17 protein-coding genes and 1 pseudogene are annotated in these 16980 nt (G+C 71.7%); 9 read left to right on the top strand and 9 right to left on the bottom strand.

The genetic code is table 11. The annotated features are described in order from the left end of the window. The first annotated feature begins 314 nt into the window (after window positions 1-314). The 3 genes from IG64_RS07860 to IG64_RS07850 all read left to right on the top strand — a co-directional run bounded on the left by IG64_RS07860 (window position 315) and on the right by IG64_RS07850 (window position 2498). Entirely contained in the window at window positions 315-1109 is a 795-nt protein-coding gene (locus IG64_RS07860) for an SDR family NAD(P)-dependent oxidoreductase (RefSeq protein ID WP_037853540.1), read from the top strand. Window positions 1110-1563: 454 nt separating this feature from the next. Further along, window positions 1564-1863 carry a hypothetical protein gene (locus tag IG64_RS07855; protein WP_037853539.1) on the top strand — a complete coding sequence of 100 codons (300 nt, stop codon included), beginning with the start codon at window positions 1564-1566 and terminating at the stop codon, window positions 1861-1863. Continuing rightward, window positions 1860-2498, top strand: coding sequence for a bifunctional DNA primase/polymerase (locus IG64_RS07850; RefSeq protein ID WP_051812478.1), 639 nt, complete (start codon window positions 1860-1862; stop codon window positions 2496-2498). The genes IG64_RS07855 and IG64_RS07850 overlap by 4 nt, the downstream gene beginning before the upstream one ends. Window positions 2499-2623: 125 nt before the next feature. On the opposite strand, the gene IG64_RS07845 is transcribed toward IG64_RS07850, so the two are convergent. Together IG64_RS07845 and IG64_RS07840 are read right to left on the bottom strand one after the other, a co-directional pair. Next, window positions 2624-3259 carry a hypothetical protein gene (locus IG64_RS07845; RefSeq protein ID WP_037853750.1) on the bottom strand — a complete coding sequence of 212 codons (636 nt, stop codon included), beginning with the start codon at window positions 3257-3259 and terminating at the stop codon, window positions 2624-2626. Window positions 3260-3518: 259 nt separating this feature from the next. Beyond that, window positions 3519-3827: a hypothetical protein gene (locus IG64_RS07840; RefSeq protein WP_078883852.1), complete on the bottom strand. Its 309-nt coding sequence runs from the start codon at window positions 3825-3827 to the stop codon at window positions 3519-3521. A 232-nt stretch (window positions 3828-4059) separates the two neighbouring features. Between IG64_RS07840 and IG64_RS07835 the strand changes: the two genes are divergently transcribed. Further along, entirely contained in the window at window positions 4060-4992 is a 933-nt protein-coding gene (locus tag IG64_RS07835; protein ID WP_037853536.1) for an XRE family transcriptional regulator, read from the top strand. Between the two features lie 251 nt (window positions 4993-5243). Here IG64_RS07835 and IG64_RS07830 read toward each other — a convergent pair whose 3' ends face one another. After that, entirely contained in the window at window positions 5244-5816 is a 573-nt protein-coding gene (locus IG64_RS07830; protein WP_037853534.1) for a TetR/AcrR family transcriptional regulator, read from the bottom strand. A gap of 83 nt (window positions 5817-5899) precedes the next feature. Here IG64_RS07830 and IG64_RS07825 point away from each other — a divergent pair, with 83 nt between their 5' ends. Continuing rightward, window positions 5900-6820, top strand: coding sequence for an NADP-dependent oxidoreductase (locus IG64_RS07825; protein WP_037853533.1), 921 nt, complete (start codon window positions 5900-5902; stop codon window positions 6818-6820). A gap of 46 nt (window positions 6821-6866) precedes the next feature. On the opposite strand, the gene IG64_RS41995 is transcribed toward IG64_RS07825, so the two are convergent. Next, window positions 6867-7109, bottom strand: a complete 243-nt coding sequence (locus tag IG64_RS41995; RefSeq protein ID WP_234438424.1) for a hypothetical protein — start codon at window positions 7107-7109, stop codon at window positions 6867-6869. Between the two features lie 168 nt (window positions 7110-7277). Here IG64_RS41995 and IG64_RS07815 point away from each other — a divergent pair. Both IG64_RS07815 and IG64_RS07810 read left to right on the top strand, forming a co-directional pair. After that, window positions 7278-7590: pseudogene (locus tag IG64_RS07815) on the top strand (hypothetical protein); the annotation flags it as partial. A 179-nt stretch (window positions 7591-7769) separates the two neighbouring features. Then, the gene (locus tag IG64_RS07810) at window positions 7770-9788 is read left to right on the top strand and encodes a YncE family protein (RefSeq protein ID WP_037853531.1); all 2019 of its coding nucleotides are present in this window, start codon (window positions 7770-7772) and stop codon (window positions 9786-9788) included. 315 nt (window positions 9789-10103) lie between these two features. Here IG64_RS07810 and IG64_RS07805 read toward each other — a convergent pair whose 3' ends face one another. After that, window positions 10104-11234, bottom strand: coding sequence for a PP2C family protein-serine/threonine phosphatase (locus tag IG64_RS07805; RefSeq protein ID WP_037853528.1), 1131 nt, complete (start codon window positions 11232-11234; stop codon window positions 10104-10106). A gap of 111 nt (window positions 11235-11345) precedes the next feature. Continuing rightward, window positions 11346-11810, bottom strand: a complete 465-nt coding sequence (locus IG64_RS07800) for a hypothetical protein (protein WP_037853526.1) — start codon at window positions 11808-11810, stop codon at window positions 11346-11348. On the opposite strand from IG64_RS07800, the gene IG64_RS07795 reads away from it, so the two are divergent. Further along, window positions 11809-12651, top strand: coding sequence for a maleylpyruvate isomerase N-terminal domain-containing protein (locus IG64_RS07795; RefSeq protein WP_051812476.1), 843 nt, complete (start codon window positions 11809-11811; stop codon window positions 12649-12651). The two genes, IG64_RS07800 and IG64_RS07795, sit on opposite strands and share 2 nt — an antisense overlap. Window positions 12652-12772: 121 nt before the next feature. On the opposite strand, the gene IG64_RS41490 is transcribed toward IG64_RS07795, so the two are convergent. Continuing rightward, the gene (locus IG64_RS41490; protein WP_234438423.1) at window positions 12773-13237 is read right to left on the bottom strand and encodes a hypothetical protein; all 465 of its coding nucleotides are present in this window, start codon (window positions 13235-13237) and stop codon (window positions 12773-12775) included. A gap of 280 nt (window positions 13238-13517) precedes the next feature. Continuing rightward, window positions 13518-14117 (bottom strand): TetR/AcrR family transcriptional regulator, encoded by a 600-nt coding sequence (locus IG64_RS07785; protein ID WP_037853524.1) that lies wholly within the window; start codon window positions 14115-14117, stop codon window positions 13518-13520. A 101-nt stretch (window positions 14118-14218) separates the two neighbouring features. Here IG64_RS07785 and IG64_RS07780 point away from each other — a divergent pair, with 101 nt between their 5' ends. After that, a complete protein-coding gene (locus tag IG64_RS07780) occupies window positions 14219-15463 on the top strand; it encodes an NADH:flavin oxidoreductase/NADH oxidase family protein (RefSeq protein WP_037853522.1) in 1245 nt (414 codons plus the stop codon). Window positions 15464-15759: 296 nt separating this feature from the next. Here the strand turns inward: IG64_RS07780 and IG64_RS07775 are convergent, their stop codons facing one another. Next, window positions 15760-16857, bottom strand: coding sequence for an FAD-dependent monooxygenase (locus tag IG64_RS07775; RefSeq protein ID WP_037853520.1), 1098 nt, complete (start codon window positions 16855-16857; stop codon window positions 15760-15762). Window positions 16858-16980 lie beyond the last annotated feature (123 nt).

The raw sequence follows: 16980 nt of genomic DNA, 5'->3' as shown, positions 1-16980 counted from the left end.
CACGGCAGACGGCCGGAACGGACGCAGCGGCCGGGAGGAACGGGCGGCGCAGCAGGCGGCATCGAACGGGGCTCCTGCTCCGTTCCAAGGTGCTGCGACCCTTCCCAGGTCCGGCTTGATCGTGGGCGGCCCGCCGGCAGGACGCTCGGGGCACCCTGAACCGACCGCACACCCGAAAGCCGACCGGGCCCCGGCGTCGTAGCCGCCCCCAGGAGCCCCTGGAGTATCCGGTGTGTCCACCTCGGACGGACCGGGTACCGGGGATGCCGGGAATCGCCGCGGAAATTCCGCCACGTCGACGAGGGGAACCCGTCATGCAGATCGATCTCTCCGGCCGTACCGCTCTGGTCACCGGCTCCACCCAGGGCATCGGCCAGGCCATCGCCACCGGCCTGGCCCGCGCGGGAGCCCGCGTCGCCGTCAACGGACGCGGCGAGGAGCGCGTCGCCGAGGCCGTCCGGACGGTACGTGCCGACTCCGGCAGCGACGACGTCACCGGCGCCGTGGGCGACCTGGCGACGCGGCAGGGCGCCGCCGCCGTACTGGAGGCCGTGCCGAGGGCCGACATCCTCGTCAACAACCTCGGCATCTTCGGCGCCGCCCCGCCACTGGAGATCGACGACGACGAGTGGCGCCGCTACTTCGAGGTCAACGTGCTCTCCGCCGTCCGGCTCATCCGCGCCTACCTGCCCGGTATGAAGGAGCGCGGCTGGGGGCGCGTCCTCAACCTCGCCAGCGACTCGGCCGTGGCCATCCCCGCCGAGATGATCCACTACGGCATGACGAAGACCTCGCTGCTGGCCGTCAGCCGCGGGTTCGCCAAGGACGCCGCCGGGACCGGTGTCACCGTCAACTCCGTCATCGCCGGTCCGACCCGCACCGGCGGCGTCGAATCGTTCGTCCGCGAACTCGTCGGCGACGCGCTGCCCTGGGAGCAGGCGCAGCACGAGTTCATGGTCAAGTACCGTCCGCAGTCCCTGCTGCAACGCCTCATCGAGCCCGAGGAGATCGCCCACCTGGTCGTCTACCTCGCCTCCCCCTACGCCTCCGCCACCACCGGGGGCGCCGTGCGCGTCGACGGCGGCTACGTCGACTCGATCCTCCCCTGATCCGGAGCCGGAACCGGAGCCGGTCCCGGCCCGGCCGGGGGTTCCGCCGAGCGGCACCCGCCAGGCGCCCCGCCGAGGCGCTCGCGGCGGACGGACGGGGGAAGGGGTGCTTGCGGGGTCCTCGCGGGCGCGGGCGGTCCTGGACGGTCTCCTGCGCGCCCTGGCCACCGCCTCGGCCGGCAGGCCCTCGGCCTCCACGGGCGTGCACCGCCGCTCCCCGGACCACGGCCCCTTGATCTCCGTACGGATCGCACCCTGGGTCTCGATGCGTTAAAGTCAGGCCTGCGGTCGCATGACCGTGGGCCCGGCTCGTGGCCCGGTGCGTTCGGCCCAGACCGAACGCGCACGCCAAAGGTGCTCCGCGCCGAGCCATCGCCACCATTTCACTTCGCTGGCCTCGCTCTTCAGCGGCCGGTGAGTCTGGGATCGCCATCGCCGCAGGAAAGAGCTTGAGATGCCGCGGAACCACGCACGCAAGAAGGCCCTCGCCGCCCTCAAGGCCCGCTATGGCGTGAAACACACTGACGCCATCGCGCTCCTGGAGTCCGAGGACCGCGAGAGCCTGTGCTTCCTCCTCGCCGTGTTTCCGGACGTCACCACGTACTGGGAGGCTGCCGACGTCATGGCAGCGAACCGTCGCAGCTACTACGAGGAGTACGACCCCACCCCCTGCCCGGAGTGCGGAAGTGACGACGGCGGCCCCTACGGCACCTGCGTCTGCTACTACGACGATACCGAGGACGAGGCGTCGTGACCCCGGCGGCCGGCATCACCGCCGCCGCACGGGCGATGGACCGGGGCCTGGCCCTGTTCCCCCTTCCCGCCGGCAGCGCAGTCCCGGCACCCGGGTGGCAGCAGCGCACCACCCTGGACCAGGACGAACTCCCTCGACTGCTCGCCGACGGCGGGAACGTGGGCGTCGGCTGCCGCGCCTCACGAGTCGTGGCCCTGGACCTGGACGACCCGTCCAGCGGCATGAAGGACTGGCCGAGCACCTTCACCGTCTCCACGCCTCACGGCGGACTGCACATGTACTTCCGGGTGCCGGCGGACTGCACCATCGGCAGCTTCTCCGGACCGCAGTCGCCGCTCGGCCCCCGGATCGACGTCCGGGGCCCCGGCCGCCGGAGCGGCGGGTACCTGGTCGGGCCCGGCTCCGTCGTGGGCGGCCTGCCGTACCTGGTCGTACGTGATGTGCCGGTGGCCCCGCTGCCCGACTGGCTCACCGGGCGTCTCCGGAAACGGTGGCAGGAGATGCCTCCCACAACGTGCCCAATTCGAGAGGCAGTTGCCGAGGAGAGGTGGACGGCAGTGCGGCGCCTGGAGAAACACTGTGCCGGGGCTGCCCGGCATCACCGCGGACCAGGCCGTCCTCGACCGGCTGCGTGAGCTCGTCGGGGGACGCGACACATGTCACCGCACGGCCGGAGGCTGAGGTTCGTCCGGCGGCCGCCACCGACTCCGGGAGTTCGGGCCCCGGTCGTCCCCGGCCGGCTCAGGGGGAGGAAGGCCGGTCAGTAGGCGCGAGGGCCTCCTTCGGTGGCACGGACCGGAGTCCCGTGGCCGGTCGGCTTCTTGCCCTTGCCGACCGGCTCGCAGCTGTACCTGGACGGGGCGTTCAACGGCGCGAGCACGGCCTCGGGAATGTCGTTGCACAGCACGTACTCGGGACCGAAGTTGCCGTAGAGGACCCGCGCCACGCCGTCCCGGGTGAGGATCCCCGTGCTGGGGGTGGCCTCGTAGGACACATAGTCACCGGTGGCCGACCAGGGGGCCTTGTCGCCGAGGGTCACCTCCCACCGAATCCCCAGGCCCTCGTAGGTGGTGGTGCACGTGACCTTCGTGCCCTTCTTCGCCCCCGTCTTCTTCGGGCACTGAGCGGTCGTCCTGCCCGGAGCACCAGCCATTTTCAGCGTCTTGGCGCGCAGTTCGTAGGCGAGTTGTTCGGAGAAGGGTGCGCTGCCGGCGGGCGAGGGGGACGGCTCCAGCTCGGGGCTCGCGGCCGGTCGCGTCAGCTTCTGCGCCATCGCTGCCGGGGCGGGCGCCGACGCCGACGCCTTGGCGTCAGCGGCGCTCGGATCCGACTTCCCGCCGCATCCCGTGGCCAGCAGCCCGGCCACACCCAGGGTGATGACAATCCTCAATCTCATGACGATCACCCTACGCAACGGTTGCCAGCGATCCGTAATCGCCCCGGGGGGCTGCCCCGCTCCCGCAGGGCAGGGCAGCGCCTACACGCCCCACCCGCGCACTCACCCCTGGTCCCGGCTCCGGCCGCGCCTCGACGCGAGTAGCAACCGGTCACCGTCGAGGGACGGCCGACGGCCGGCAGCCGAGTATTCCCACGAGCGCGGGAAGGGCGGCCCCGGCCTCTCGCCGCGGCCGCCCTCGGCGCGGGCCGGCTCGGGCCTAGACGAACCGTCCGCTCAGACCGGTTGCGCCGAGACCCCGGGGGCATTCGGCCTTGGCGTACTCGTAGCCGATGGCACTGCGTTTGGCGACACCGCCGCCGCACTCGACCGTGACCCTGATGTCGCGTCCGGCGCCGGCGCAGTTGAGGTGTCCGCGGCCGTGGCCGGCGTACCAGTCGGTCCAGCCGCTGCAGGAGGACGGGTAGGAGCCGGTCACGGTGGGGGCGGCTGCCGCGGGGAAGGCGGTGGCGCCGAGGGCGAGGGCCGTACCGAGACCGGCGGTCGCCATGAGTCGACGGATGCGCATGCGAATGCTCCTCGTTCGTGGTCGGTGGATGGTGCCCGGTCCGGCTCGCTGCCGGCCGGGGCGTCATCGAGACTGCTGATCGGCGGCACCGGGAGGCAAGAGGCTTCGGCCGTCCCGGACAAGGGGCGGTTGTCCGTGCTGGTCAGAGGGTTGTCCGGGACGGACCCGGACGGCAGGACATGGCGGGATCCTGTGTTGTCCCCGCTTGCGGGGGCACAGCAGGATGACGTCCATGAGCAGCCTGGGGGATCTGTCGCCGTACGACGCCCGGGACCCGGTCGGCTTCGTCGAGTCGATGCGACGGCTCAAGGAACGTTCCGGTCTGACCTACCGCGAGTTGGAGGTGAAGGCCGCGCGCAACGGGGACACGTTGGCACGCAGCACGCTGGCGGACGTCCTGGGGCGGACGAATCTGCCCCGGCCCGATGTGCTCGCCGCGTTCGTCAGGGCGTGCGGGGACGGTGAGCGGGTGGGGCTGTGGCAGGACGCGCGGGAGCGGATCGCCTCGGGGACGGTCGAGCAGGGGCGGCCCGCGCGGCCGACGCCGGTGGAGAGTGAACCGGGCCGACGGGACGCGGAGTTGACTCCGCCGAGACGGCTTCCGTCCTCACCGTGGCGCCACGTCGCTACCGCCGGCCTCGTCGCCCTGTGCGTTGTGCCGCTGCTCGTCCTGGGTTTGTGGTGGCTGCTGCCGGAAGGAGGTGACGGCAGTTCCGGCGACGAGCGCGCGGCGGCTCTCGGCGGCTGGGTCACCATCCGGCCCGCCCGTACGCCGGAGTTCTGCCTCACGGACGGCCGCGACCGCGCGGGCGCCTACGCGAACGCCGTCGCAGTCCAGCTCCCCTGCGGGCGGGCGACCGTCCCGCGGACGTATCTCGAACCGGCCGGCGAGAACCTGTACCGCATCCAGTGGCACCACCCGCAGGAGGGCAAGGGCTGCCTCACGGTCCTGAACACCGGCCCGGTCAAGGGGATGCTGGAACCCCGCAACGACTGCGCCCAGGGCACGCTCTTCCGGCTCCAACCGCTCGGCGACGGGTTCCGGTTCCGTGTGGTCGGCAGCGGCCGGTGCGTCGGGCTCGCCGACTCGCGGGAGGGGGCGGAGGCGTCGGAGCGGGGGTGCGCGGACTCCGCGGACCAGCGGTTCCTGGTACGACGGGACTGAGAGCTGCGAACAAAAGTGGGCCCCGGCGGGCGGCGCCCGGCACGCGCCCTCGCCGCGTTGCCAGAAGGCCCTGGTAGCTCCGCTACAAGAACCTTCCGGCGCCTTGCGATCGCACGCACCGGACACCGCCCGCTGACCGGAACCCACTTTTGTTCGCAGCTCTGAGCGGCACTCGTCGTGGTCGGCCGGGCCCGGTGCCGACGTACCTCGGCGCCATGATCCACCACCTGGATGATCTCTGAAAACGGACCCTAGTAGCCCAGGGCGCCGGCCGCGCGCACTTCGGCGAGCGCTTGGCGTGCCAGCCGGCCGAAGCCCTCGGTGTTGTCGGTGTCGATCCACCGGTCGTAGGCGATCTCCCAGACGAGGGTGCCCAGATTCGCGGCCACGCGCGCGCTCAGGCTCGGGACTCCGCGGCGGTTGAGGGCCTCGATCATCGAGGCGGTGAGGTCGATCCTCTTCAGGGCTTCGCGTTCACGCAGTTCCGTATGGGCGTTCAGCACGGCCTGGCGCCGGCCGCTGAACTCGCGGCGGTCGTGGGTGAAGAACGTCCGGCCGAGCGCGTCGAGGGCGTCCGCCACGGTGTCGAGCGGCCCGGCCGTGGGCGGCGCCGAGGCGATCCCTTCGACGAGCAGCCCCGTCACCGTGCCCCGGCCGAAGAGCACCTCGCGCTTGTCCGGGAAGTACCGGAAGAACGTGCTCTTGGTGAGCCCCGCGCGCTCCGCGATCTCGATCACGGTCGTGTTCTCGTAGCCCTGCTCCTCGAAGAGGTCGAGGGCGGCGGCGGCGAGTCGTCCTGGTGCGTCGGGTTGCCAGCGAGCCATGGGACCAGTGTACGGGACTTGGTCCCATCACTGGTGTACGGTCGATGAGACCAAGTCCCATCACTGACCAGGAGAGGTCACCGATGAGCAAAGCTGTCCGTTACAGGCGATTTGGCGGTCCCGAAGTACTCGAAGTGCAGGAGATACCCGAACCGCACGCCGCGCCGGACGAGGTCCGGGTCCGGGTCACGGCCGCCGGGCTGAACCCGATGGACTGGCAGATCTCCACTCAGCCCGACATGGCGGCGCGGTTCGGCATCAGTCTGCCGGCCGGGTTCGGCAGCGACTTCGCCGGTGTGGTGGACGAGGTGGGCGCCGAAGCCACGGGATTCGCGGCCGGCGACCGGGTGTTCGGAGCTGCGATCGGCCGGTCCGTCGCCGATTTCGTGCTGGTCAAGACGCCCACGGCACACCTGTGGCCCACCCCGGAGGAAATCGGCGACGAGGTGGCGGCCACGCTTCCGGTGTCCGGTCTGACGGCCTCCGCCGCGCTCGCCGCGACCGGGCTCCGCGCCGGGGACACCGTCCTGATCGGCGGGGCTGCGGGTGGCGTGGGCATCTTCGCCGTGCAGCTGGCGAAGCGTGCGGGCGCCCGGGTGCTCGGCACCGCCTCCGAGCGCACGTTCGGATTCCTGCGCGGGCTCGGCGCCGAACCCGTGGCGTACGGTCCTGGCCTGGCGGACCGGGTGCGGGCGCTGGCGCCCGAGGGGATCACCGCCGCAACCGACCTGTTCGGAAGGGAGGCGGCGGAGACCGCGCTGAAGCTCGGCGTGGCACCCGAGCGGATCTCCGTCGTGGCCGACGGCCCCGCCCCGCCGCCCGGTGTGCACAAGGCGGGCGCCCTCGACGCGGGTCCGGGCGCCCTGGAACGGATCGTCGGCGCGATCCGTTCCGGCGAGATCACGGTGCCGATCGCGGCGACCTTCCCGGTCGAGCAGATCCGCGAAGCCGTGACGATGCAGGCCGAGAGGCATGTCCACGGCAAAGTCGTGATCGCACTGTGAACCGGCAGGAGGCGGACCGAGCGACCAGGATTCAGTGGTCCAGCAGTCAGTGGTCCAGCGGTACGGTCTCACCGTCGGCCACGAGGTGAGGTGTGATGCCCCGCTCCCAGGCGGCGTGGGCGAAGCGCTCAGCCATGTCTGACTGTTCCACGTGCGCCGGAGGGTTGTCGAACAGCGCGTAGTGGATCGCGCAGGCGGTGGAGGCGCCGAGAGCCACCGCCTCCGCCGCCTGCTCGGGCGTCGGCGTGCCGGGCACGTTCGCCTCGTAGCCCTCGAACCTGGCGATCACACCGTTGACGGGCAGGAACGCCCCGTCGAACGGGCCGTGGTCGCGGGCGATCTGCCATCAGTTGCCGTGCCACCTGGTGTCCCCGCAGCGGATGATCCGAGTCCCGGCCCTCTCCACGGCCCACGCGACCTGGTCGCAGTCGCTGCCGCGCCAGTCCGGTGACGCGACGGGGGTGACGGTGGGGAGGGCGCCGTCCGCGCGGGCCTCGACCAGGAGCTGGCGCGTTTCGGTGCCCGTGCCGTCGATGCCTCCATGGCGCTGATCCCATTGGACGGGCCGGCCGAGCCCACGGTCATCGCGGCGCTGTCCGAACGCGAGTGGGACGTCGTCGTCATCGGCGGCGGGATTCGCAAGCCGGAGCCCCTCCTGCCGCTCTTCGAGCAGGTCGTGAACCTGGTCCGGCGCTCTGCGCCGAAGGCCGCGGTCGCGTTCGACACCGAGCGGCGGAGACAGCGTCGAAGCGGCCGAACGCCGGCTGTGAGGGCGGGCTGAGCCGGTCAGCCGTGGGCCGCCACGAGTCGGTCGTGATCTCGGCGGTCAGGCCGGCCGTGACGGGCGGGCCGTCGCCTTCTTCGATGTCGTACTCTGCGATGCGGGCCGCCGCCTGTCTCTCATCGCGGGCGTCGAGCGGCCTCTCTTACCGTGGGGGTATCAGTAACTTTGCGCACGCGCAGAACCGCGACCGCGACGGCGCTCGCGGTCCTCTTCAGCTCCGTCGTCCTCGTCAGCGGTGCGGCCGGCCCGGCCGCCGCCGATTCGAGCGTCCCGCTGCCGATCAAGTCGAGCGGCGACATCCTGGTGGACGGCGTCCACCAGCGGGTTTTCATCAGTGATCCGGTGTCCGGCAAGGTCGTCGCGACGGATTACAGCGGCAAGGTCGTCCGCACGATCGGTTCGCTGCCGGGCGTGACCGGCCTGGAGCTGTCCACCGACTCCGGCACCGTGTACGCGGCGGTGTCGCAGGCCGGATCGATCGCCGTCATCGACACGGCCACGCTCACCGAGACCAAGCGGTACGCCCTCGGCAAGGGCATCGAACCGAGGTATCCCGCGATGGCCGGAGGCAAGCTCTGGTTCGGGTTCAACGGTCCGGACGAGGCCTACCGCGGCCAGATCGGCTCGATCGACGTGTCGTCGCCCGACGCGGAAGTGACGCTGCCCTCGGACGGCGCGAACAGCTGGTACTCCGCACCGCGTCTGGCCTCCGACCCCGGCGCCCCCGATGTCCTGGCCGCGGCCCAGGAGGGTTCCAGCACCGTCTCGCTCGCCGTGTACGACGTCTCGTCGGGCGCACCGCGGGAGGTGGCCTACGGTCCGCATGTGGTCGACGGTCAGTCCCCCGCGTACCTCAAGGACTTCGACGTCACCCCGGACGGCAAGAAGCTGATCGTGGGCGGCGGCTCCCCGCAGGACGCCGCCCAGGTGTTCTCGGCTTCCGACCTGACGCTGGTGGGTTCGTACCGCACGGGTTCGTGGGTCGACGCCGTGGCCGTCGCGCCGGACGGCATGATCGCCCTCGGGAGCGCCCAGTTCTCGCCGGACGTCTTCGTCTATCCGTCGAACGCCACATCCGCCCTGCGCACGTACGACTTCCCCTACAGCAGCGGCAGCACCACCGCCACGAACGACCTGCACGAGGCGGGCCTTGCCTGGGCCCCGGACCGCAGCCGCGTCTTCGCCCTCACCACCAACGTGTACAGCGACGTCTACGCCCTGCGGGTGCTGACCGATCCGACGAAGTCGGCGACCAAGGTCACCGTGAACGCCCCGTCGAAGTCCGCGCTCGGCAAGAAGCTCACGGTCACCGGCAAGGTGGTGTCCAAGGGCGCCTTCCCGGCGGGCACCAAGGCCACGGTCACCCGGACCGACGTCGAGTCGCCGAAGGGCAAGACGCTCAGCCCGGTGACGCTGAGGCCGGACGGCGCCTTCTCCTTCACCGACACCCCGACCGCCGGCGGCCAGGTCACGTACAAGGTGTCCTACGCGGGCGACGCGTCGCGCTCGGCCGCGTCCGGTTCCGGCAAGGTCACCGTGCCCCGGACCGTGCCCACGCTGACGCTGAACCACGACAAGGCGCTGTACGCGTACGGCAAGGACGTCTCGTTCACCGCCCACCTCGGCAAGACGTACAAGAACCGCACGGTCGAGCTGTACGTGGACCCGTACGGGTCGGACAAGCCCAGGAAACGGGTCAAGTCCGCCAGGGTCAACTCCAGGGGTGATCTGTCGGCGACGGTCGACATGACCCGCGACACCACGGTGACGGCCGTGTTCGCGGGTGACGGCAAGTACGCGCCGAAGACGGTCACGTCCACGGCGTACGCGCAGGTGAGGGTCTCGACCGGCATCTCGAAGCAGTACAGGACGGCGAAGATCGGCTCGACGCCGTACGCGTACTTCCACAAGAAGACGAACCCGCTCTTCACGACCACGATGAGCTACTACCCGGGGCGCAAGCACAAGCTGTCCCTCGAAATCTACTACCAGGGCAAGTGGCGCGACGCGGGCTCGCAGTTCTTCCAGCTCGGCTCCAACGGCAAGTCGGCCGTCACGCTGACGGGCACGCACGACACGGGCTACCGGATGCGCGTACGCGCTTCCTACGTGAACGGCGCGTCGGGCGACACCGTCAACTCCACGACCAACGGCGCCTGGAGGTACTTCTACTTCACGAAGTGAGAGGTACTCCTCCTTCACGAAGTGAAGTGAGCGACGGCCGCCCCGCGGACGGATTCTCTGCGGGGCGGCCGTCGGTTCTCCGCCGCCCACCAGCTCGTACGGCACCTGGAGGGCCGTTCGGGGGGCGGCGGAGCGGCTGCGGTCGGTGTACGGGCCCGGTCACGGCCAGGGGATCTCCGTGGAGGCCGAGAAGGCCATGCCCCGCTCCTGCCAGACCCGGGCGCGGCGGGCCGGGCGGCGGGCTTCACCGCCCACTGAGGTGAGCCGCCCCCCCTGGTGGGAGGTGAGCCTCCCCCCTGGCGCAGAGCCGTGGCCTCACGGGGCCGCTGCCGGTGTCTGGTCCCGGCGGCCGTAGTGGGTGCGGCGCAGGGCGATGACCGCGGCGTCGTCGTCGAGTCGGCCGCCGGCGTGCGCCATCAGGTCGTGCCGCAGGAGGCGCACGAGTTCCTCGGGGCTGTCGTCCGCCCACTGGGCGGCCCGTTCGGCGAGTGGGTAGAAGGTGCCGTCGGCGTCGCGGGTCTCGATGACGCCGTCGGTGTAGAGCAGGAGGGTGTCGCCGGGTTCGAAGGAGAAGACGTCGACGCTGTTGTCGGCCGGTCCCAGGCCGCCGACGCCGAGGGGGAGCGCCGGGTGGAGCGCGACCGTGCCGGCGCCGTTGGAGCTGAGCAGCAGCGGTGGCGGGTGCCCGCAGCTGATGACCTGGGTGATGTTGTCCTCGTCGGGAATCTCCACCAGCAGCGCTGTGACGAAGCGCTCCTCGGCTTCCGCGGTGCGCCCCAGGTGGGCCAGGTTCCGGGTGACGCTCTGTTCCAGGGCGGTGGCGAGCGTCGGCAGCGTGGCGTGCTGGTGGGTGGCTTCCCGGAAGGCGCTGATGAGCAGGGCTGCCTCGCCGATGGCGGGCAGGCCTTTGCCGCGTACGTCGCCGATCATGATGCGGGTGCCGGTTTCGGTGGTGGTGGCGGCGTAGAGGTCACCGCCGATCTGGGCATCGTCCTCGGAGGCGAGGTAGAGCACGGCGATCCGCACGCAGCCGAGCTGGTCGGGCAGCGGCCACAGCAGGGCGTGCTGTGTGGCCTCGGCGATGGTGCGCATGCGGGCCAGCTGGCGGCTGCGGCGCTCCCGTACCACGCAGAAGAAGACGACCATGGCGGACAGCACCGCCAGGGCGAGGATCTGCACCAGCACGTTGCGTGTCGTCAGCACGTCGAAGCGCCAGCCGATGTACGCCTGCGCGCCCACGGCGAGCAACCCGATCAGCGCGGTCGTCCAGGCATTGGCGAAGTAGGCGGTGACGGCGGGAGCGACGACCAGCAGCGGACTGAGGTGGATGTCCTCGGGCACGAGCTGGTCCACTGCCGTGATCACCACGATGAGCGCGACGGGGATCGCCAGCAGCGCATGACTCGGCTTCCGCAGGTATGGCAGGAAGTCCTGCTCGATCCGCACCTACCCAACATTGCCACGGGTCCGGGTGGCAGGCGAGGGCTTCGCGCGGGGAGCGCCGTGCGTGTCCCCGCGCTGCCTTCGCTTCCCGGCGCCAGGGCGGCAGGAGAGTGATCAGCGGTGGCGGCTTTCGGGTTCGCGGACGTCATCGGACCAGTCGACGCCGAGGGTCTGCGCGAGGTGTCCGAGTGCCTCGCGGGTGCGGCCGAAGACGGTGAGTTCGCTGAGGTAGTCGCTGCACGGGTCGTGGCAGACGATGACGTCGGGGCCGCCGTGGTACTCGCCGCGGCAGGTCATCTCCCGCCACGGTTCGAAGCCCAGGGGGGTCAGCTTCTCCCGCAGGCGGGCCAGGAGTAGCTCGCCGGGCTCGTCGTCCTCGACGGTCCAGCCGTAGTGCGGGAGCAGCCGGACCATGGCGAGCAGCAGGAAGAACAGGGACGGGCGGTGGCTCGGTGGGCGCCGCACGCGTCGGCCGACGGGCACCGCCGGTCCGCGGGAGACGGCCGGTGCGCGGGAGACGGCCGGTCCGCGGGAGACGCCGGTTTGGCGGGCGGTCCGGTCGGGATACCCATCGCACATGATCCCCTCCCGGGTCGAGGAGACCCTGCCGGAACTGGTCCCGTTCCTCCGCGCCGTGCAGGCGCGGCGGCCCGACGACGGCACCTGGTGCGAGGCGTGGACGGTACGGGACGTCCTGGTCCACCAGACGGGCAACGCCGAGGAACTGACCCGGGTGCTCCAGGCGTGCCTCGCGGGAACACCTGTGGAGACCAGGGGCTTCGAGCGGGAGGCTCCGTACCGGCGGATGTCCGGCCCGCAACTCTGGGCCGCTTTCCTGGGCCACTGCGAACGGCTCGCCGAGACCGCCGCTGCCGCCGCGTGGGACCTGTCCCCGCAGACGGAGGTCATGTGGACCGGCCGGACCGTGAAGGTCCCGTTCTTCGCGGAACACATGAGGGAGGAGCTGATCCTGCACCGCTGGGACCTGACCGGCGACGACCCCACCGCCGTGCGGGCGCTCGACGAACCGTGGATGACCGAGCACAGTGTGGTGTCGGTCGGCCGCCCGCTGCTGGTCCGGGGCCGCGCCGCACTGGACTTCGGACCCGGCGACGAACCGTTCGAGGGACGGTTGCGCACGCCGGGCACGGACGACGTCGTCGTGCCTGCCGACACTGGCGGTGACGGGTGCAGCATCCGGCTGGCCGCTCCCGAGGGTCCCGCCACGATCGAGAGCGACGCCGCCACCCGGGTGCTGCTGCTGTGGGGACGGCGTCCCGCCGACCCCTCGCCGTCCGGTGCGTGCGATCGCAAGGCGCCGGAAGGTCCTTGTAGCGGAGCTACCAGGGCCTTTCGGCAACGCCGCGAGCGTGCGTGCCGGACGCCGCGAGCCGGGCGCCCCTTTTGTTCGCAGCTCTAAGGGCGGTTCCGGCGACGTCCTTTCCGTTCCTCGGCCGCCGACGCCTCGCTCGGCGCCGGCGGTGAAGCGGTGGACCGCCGCCGCGCCGCGAGGCCGGCCGCGGGAAGCCGGGACGGGCGCGTCAGACGGGCGGGCAGCCGAACCAGTCGACCGTGCCGGTGTCGCTGTCGCGGGTGTATCCGAGGCACCTGATGGTCCTGTGGCGCAGGGCCCTGGTCCGGTCGACTCCCCCCTCCGGGGTGTCGCCCTTGTAGTAGGTCTGCATGAGCGTGTCGACCTCTACGGTGTACCAGCGTTTCTGGTGGGCCGGGATGCTGCAGAGCCGGGCGGTCAGGTTGCGGCTGGGCCCGCTGCCCCACACGTCCTGGTCGGCGCGGTCGCAATGGGTGCCCTCGGCGGCGACGGCGGAGGAGCCCTCGGCGGTGACGGCGGGGGAGCCCTCGGCGGTGACGGCGGGGGAGGCGGCGGTCCCGAGCGGGACCGCCGCGCCTATGGCGATCGCCGCGGCGACACCGAGAAGGGGTTGCACGAACAGGCTCATCGAGGGGCCCTCCTGCCAGGGGCGGTGACTGCCCGGAGTCTTCATGTCATCTCTGTGTGATGATCACACCCGATCGGGACGACCGGCCCGGCAGCCGGGGGTTCCTTCCCCCGACCCGGTGACCCCGGTACCGCCAATGCAGCAGACCTCGTCCGTACCCCCGGACCGCCGGGACCGCGCCGCGGTCGCCGCGAGGCCGCACCCCTCGACACGGGAGCCGACGGAGTCGATCGAGTACGGAGCCGATCGGCACGGAAGCCGGACGATGCCGTGCCGCCCGCCCGCCGGCCCGTACCGATGGCCCGTACCGATGGCGCGCGACCCGCTACCCCCTCGCCTGCGACGGCGCCGCGGGGACGGTGAACAGTGCGTTGACGGCGGCGCGCACCTGGCCTGCGACGACGTCGGGGGTGGAGGTGTCGAGCTTGCCGTCGAGGTGCAGGAAGGCCAGACCGTGGACGAGGGCCCACACCGTGGTCGACAGCGCCTCCGCGTCGGCGCCGGGGAAGGCACCGCGGACGATGCCGCGGACGTATTCCGAGATCGCGGCGGTCGCGGTAACCCGTTCCTCGCTGTTCGGATCGCAGGGCTCCGCGAACATCACCCGGAACAGCGCCGGCCGGTCCAGCGCGAAGCGGACGTAGGCGACGGCGACCGCGGCGAGCTCATCAGGAGTCCTGGGCGAGGGATGCGCGGCGGCCAGATGTCCGGCGAGTTCACGGTAGCCCTGCGCGGCGACCGCCGAGACCAACGCGTCACGGTCGGCGTAGTGGCGGTAGGGAGCCGTCGCCGACACGCCGGCCCGCCGTGCCACCGCCCGCAGGGACAGCCCGGCGCTGCCGTCCTCCTCCAGCAGCTCCCGCGCGGCACGCAGACAGGCGGCGCGCAGATCGCCGTGGTGATAGGTGCCGCTCGCTGGCGACATAGGTCACACTCCCTCATGTTTACGCCGCTTACATCACTGTCTTAATGTGAACGATGCATACATCGTAAGCGATCGAGATCGAGACAGAGAGGGGAACCCGGATGACGAGCGAGCTGTTCTCGCCCCTGTCCCTGCGCTCCGGGCAGGTACTGAACAACCGGATCGCCAAGGCGGCCATGGAGGAGAACATGGCCGGCCACGGCCAGCTCCCGGACGAGGAGTTGTTCGGGCTCTACCGGCGCTGGGCCGCCGGTGGCACCGGACTGCTGATCACCGGCAACGTCATGGTCCACGCCGAGGCGCTGACCGGCCCGGCCGGCGTGGTGCTCGACCAGGCGGCACCGCTCGAGCCGTTCGTCGAGTGGGCCAAGGCCGGCAGGTCCGGCGGCGGAGCGATCTGGATGCAGATCAACCACCCCGGGCGCCAGATCGGATCCGACATGCCCGGAGTCGTATGGGGCCCGTCCGCGGTCGCCGTCGACCTCGGCAAGCACAGCGGCCGCTTCGGCAAGCCCGTCGCCATGACCCCCGAGCAGATCCAGGCCACCGTGACCCGGTACGCGGTCACCGCCCAGCGCGCCGAGCAGGCGGGCTTCGACGGCGTGGAGGTCCACGCCGCACACGGCTACCTGCTGTCGCAGTTCCTGTCCCCCCTGGTCAACAAGCGCACCGACCGGTGGGGCGGATCGTTGGAGAACCGGGCCCGGATGCTGCTGGACGTCGTCCGGGCCGTGCGCGCCGCCGTCTCCCCGTCCTTCGCGGTCGCGGTGAAGCTCAACTCCGCCGACTTCCAGCGCGGCGGGTTCGACGCCGACGACGCACGCCAGGTGATCGGGATGCTCGCGCCGCTCGGCGTCGACCTGGTCGAACTGTCCGGCGGCAGCTACGAGAGTCCGGCGATGTCGGGCCGCCCGGCCGACGCACGCACCCAGGCCCGCGAGGCGTACTTCCTCGACCTGGCGAAAGACCTGGTCACCACAAGCCCGCTGCCCCTGATGCTGACAGGCGGCATCACCCAGCGCCGCACCGCCGAGAGGGTCCTCGACAGCGGTGTGGCGCTCATCGGGATGGGCACGGCCCTCGCCGTCACCCCGGACCTGCCCGGCCGCTGGCGCCAGGACCGCGAGGCCGACGAGCGACTGCGGCCGGTGACCTGGTCCGACAAGGCCCTCGCCTCGGCCGCCGGCATGGCCCAGGTCCGCCACCAGATGCGCCGTGTCGCCCGCGGAAGCCGCCCCACACCCGGCACCCACCCGGCCGTCGCCCTCGTCGCCGAGTGGCGCAGGCAGCGACGGGCCCTGCGCCGCTACCGCGCCTGGCTGGCCGCCTCACAGGGCGCTGCCTGAGCGCAGACCTCCGGTGTGAGCGCCGCCGACAGTCTCGCGCCGGGCGGGTCGGACGCCTCGGCCGGCCCCGTCGCGGCGGCTTCGAGGCACGGGGTGTTCAGTGGCGGAGGACCGGTCACGCTCACTCTCTCCCCGCCCAGGGCACACACGGGTCCACTCGTGCGGCCTCGCCGAACGGCTGCCATGGTGACGGTCATCCCCCGGATGGAACCCGAACTCCCCCGGTCCGTCGCCGGTCCGTCCGCCGAGGACACAACCGCCCCGCCCGGACCGCGTCCGGGCTCGCCGCCGGCAGGTCAGGCAGTGGGTGCGGTGGTGATCATCCAGTGAGTGAAGGCGGCGTAGCGCTCGGCGGACTCGGCGGCGCCGTGGGCGTGCTCGATCGCGGCGGAGTGCTCGCGCACCTGCTCGAACCGGGATCGGCGGGCACTCTCGTAGCGGGCTAGGGCGGCGGGTGTGGCGGCTCCGCCGGCCAGTTCGGCGCGCAGCACTCCGGCGTCCTCGATGCCCAGGGTGCCGCCCGCCGCGATGTGCGGGGACAGGCCGTGCGCGGCGTCCCCGATCAGCGCGACCCGGTCCGTGGTCCAGCGCGGCAGCTCGGGGACGACCATGATCTGGTTCTCCAGGATGGCCTCCTCCGGCGTCGCGGCGATCATCTCCAGAAGCTCGTCGTGCCAGCCGGACTCGGCCACGTTGCGGGCCCGCCGCAGCGCCCGCTCCCTCTTGCTGCCGGCCAGTTCACCGGCGTCGAACTGGCCGACCCACCACATGGTCCGGCCCTGGGCGACCCGCGTGTAGCCGCCTCGGGTCCGCGCGGTGCCGATCGTGACGAACGTGCCCTCCGGCCGCTCGTCCCCGGAGGGCAGCACGGCCCGCCAGGCGTAGTTGCCGGCATGGGCGACGGCCGCGCTGCCGGGCACCAGGGCGGCGCGCACGTCGGAGTACACGCCGTCCGCTCCGATCAGCAGATCCGCCCGCAGCGGCGCGCCGTCGGCGAGGTGCACTTCCACGTGTGTGTCGTGTTCGGTGAAGCCGGTGACGTGTGTTCCCAGGCGGATCCGGTGCCTGCCGAGGGTGTCGGCGAGGAGGTTGTTCAGGTCCGGTCTCGGCACCATCAGGAGCTGGTGGGCGGCGGGGTCGTAGCCGGCGGCGCGCATCGGGTGTCCGGCGGCGTCGAAGAACCTGGCGTCGACGGTCCTGCCCATGTGCCGCACCTCGTCGCCGATGCCGAGGGTGTCCAACTCCCGCAGCGCGTTGGGCCACAGAGCGATGCCGGCCCCGGCGGCCCGCACCTGCGGCGCGTGTTCCAGCACGGTGACCTCATGTCCGATCAGCCGCAGCGAGGCCGCGGTGGTGAGCCCGACCAGGCCCGCTCCTGCGATCACAGTGCGCATCGTTCCTCCTCCTGCCGTCGGGTGCGGTGGTGAGAGCAGCCGACGGCGATGGGACGCCGACCGGGCGCGGCGGACCGTCGGCCCCGGCGAAGCTCACTCTCTTCCCGCTCAACTTAGCACTAA

It is taken from the genome of Streptomyces sp. NRRL S-340, assembly GCF_000720185.1.
Lineage (GTDB): Bacteria > Actinomycetota > Actinomycetes > Streptomycetales > Streptomycetaceae > Streptomyces.
Note: the sequence above shows the minus strand (reverse complement) of the source record. Positions and strands in the feature narration are given on the sequence as shown.

Bases quoted from the DNA above. Each gene is read 5' to 3' on its own strand.
- IG64_RS07860 (WP_037853540.1), top strand. From the start codon at position 315: ATGCAGATCGATCTCTCCGGCCGTACCGCTCTGGTCACCGGCTCCACC.
- IG64_RS07855 (WP_037853539.1), top strand. From the start codon at position 1,564: ATGCCGCGGAACCACGCACGCAAGAAGGCCCTCGCCGCCCTCAAGGCC.
- IG64_RS07845 (WP_037853750.1), bottom strand. From the start codon at position 3,259: ATGAGATTGAGGATTGTCATCACCCTGGGTGTGGCCGGGCTGCTGGCC.
- IG64_RS07840 (WP_078883852.1), bottom strand. From the start codon at position 3,827: ATGCGCATCCGTCGACTCATGGCGACCGCCGGTCTCGGTACGGCCCTC.
- IG64_RS07835 (WP_037853536.1), top strand. From the start codon at position 4,060: ATGAGCAGCCTGGGGGATCTGTCGCCGTACGACGCCCGGGACCCGGTC.
- IG64_RS07830 (WP_037853534.1), bottom strand. From the start codon at position 5,816: ATGGCTCGCTGGCAACCCGACGCACCAGGACGACTCGCCGCCGCCGCC.
- IG64_RS07825 (WP_037853533.1), top strand. From the start codon at position 5,900: ATGAGCAAAGCTGTCCGTTACAGGCGATTTGGCGGTCCCGAAGTACTC.
- IG64_RS07795 (WP_051812476.1), top strand. From the start codon at position 11,809: ATGATCCCCTCCCGGGTCGAGGAGACCCTGCCGGAACTGGTCCCGTTC.
- IG64_RS07800 (WP_037853526.1), bottom strand. From the start codon at position 11,810: ATGTGCGATGGGTATCCCGACCGGACCGCCCGCCAAACCGGCGTCTCC.
- IG64_RS41490 (WP_234438423.1), bottom strand. From the start codon at position 13,237: ATGAAGACTCCGGGCAGTCACCGCCCCTGGCAGGAGGGCCCCTCGATG.
- IG64_RS07785 (WP_037853524.1), bottom strand. From the start codon at position 14,117: ATGTCGCCAGCGAGCGGCACCTATCACCACGGCGATCTGCGCGCCGCC.
- IG64_RS07780 (WP_037853522.1), top strand. From the start codon at position 14,219: ATGACGAGCGAGCTGTTCTCGCCCCTGTCCCTGCGCTCCGGGCAGGTA.
- IG64_RS07775 (WP_037853520.1), bottom strand. From the start codon at position 16,857: ATGCGCACTGTGATCGCAGGAGCGGGCCTGGTCGGGCTCACCACCGCG.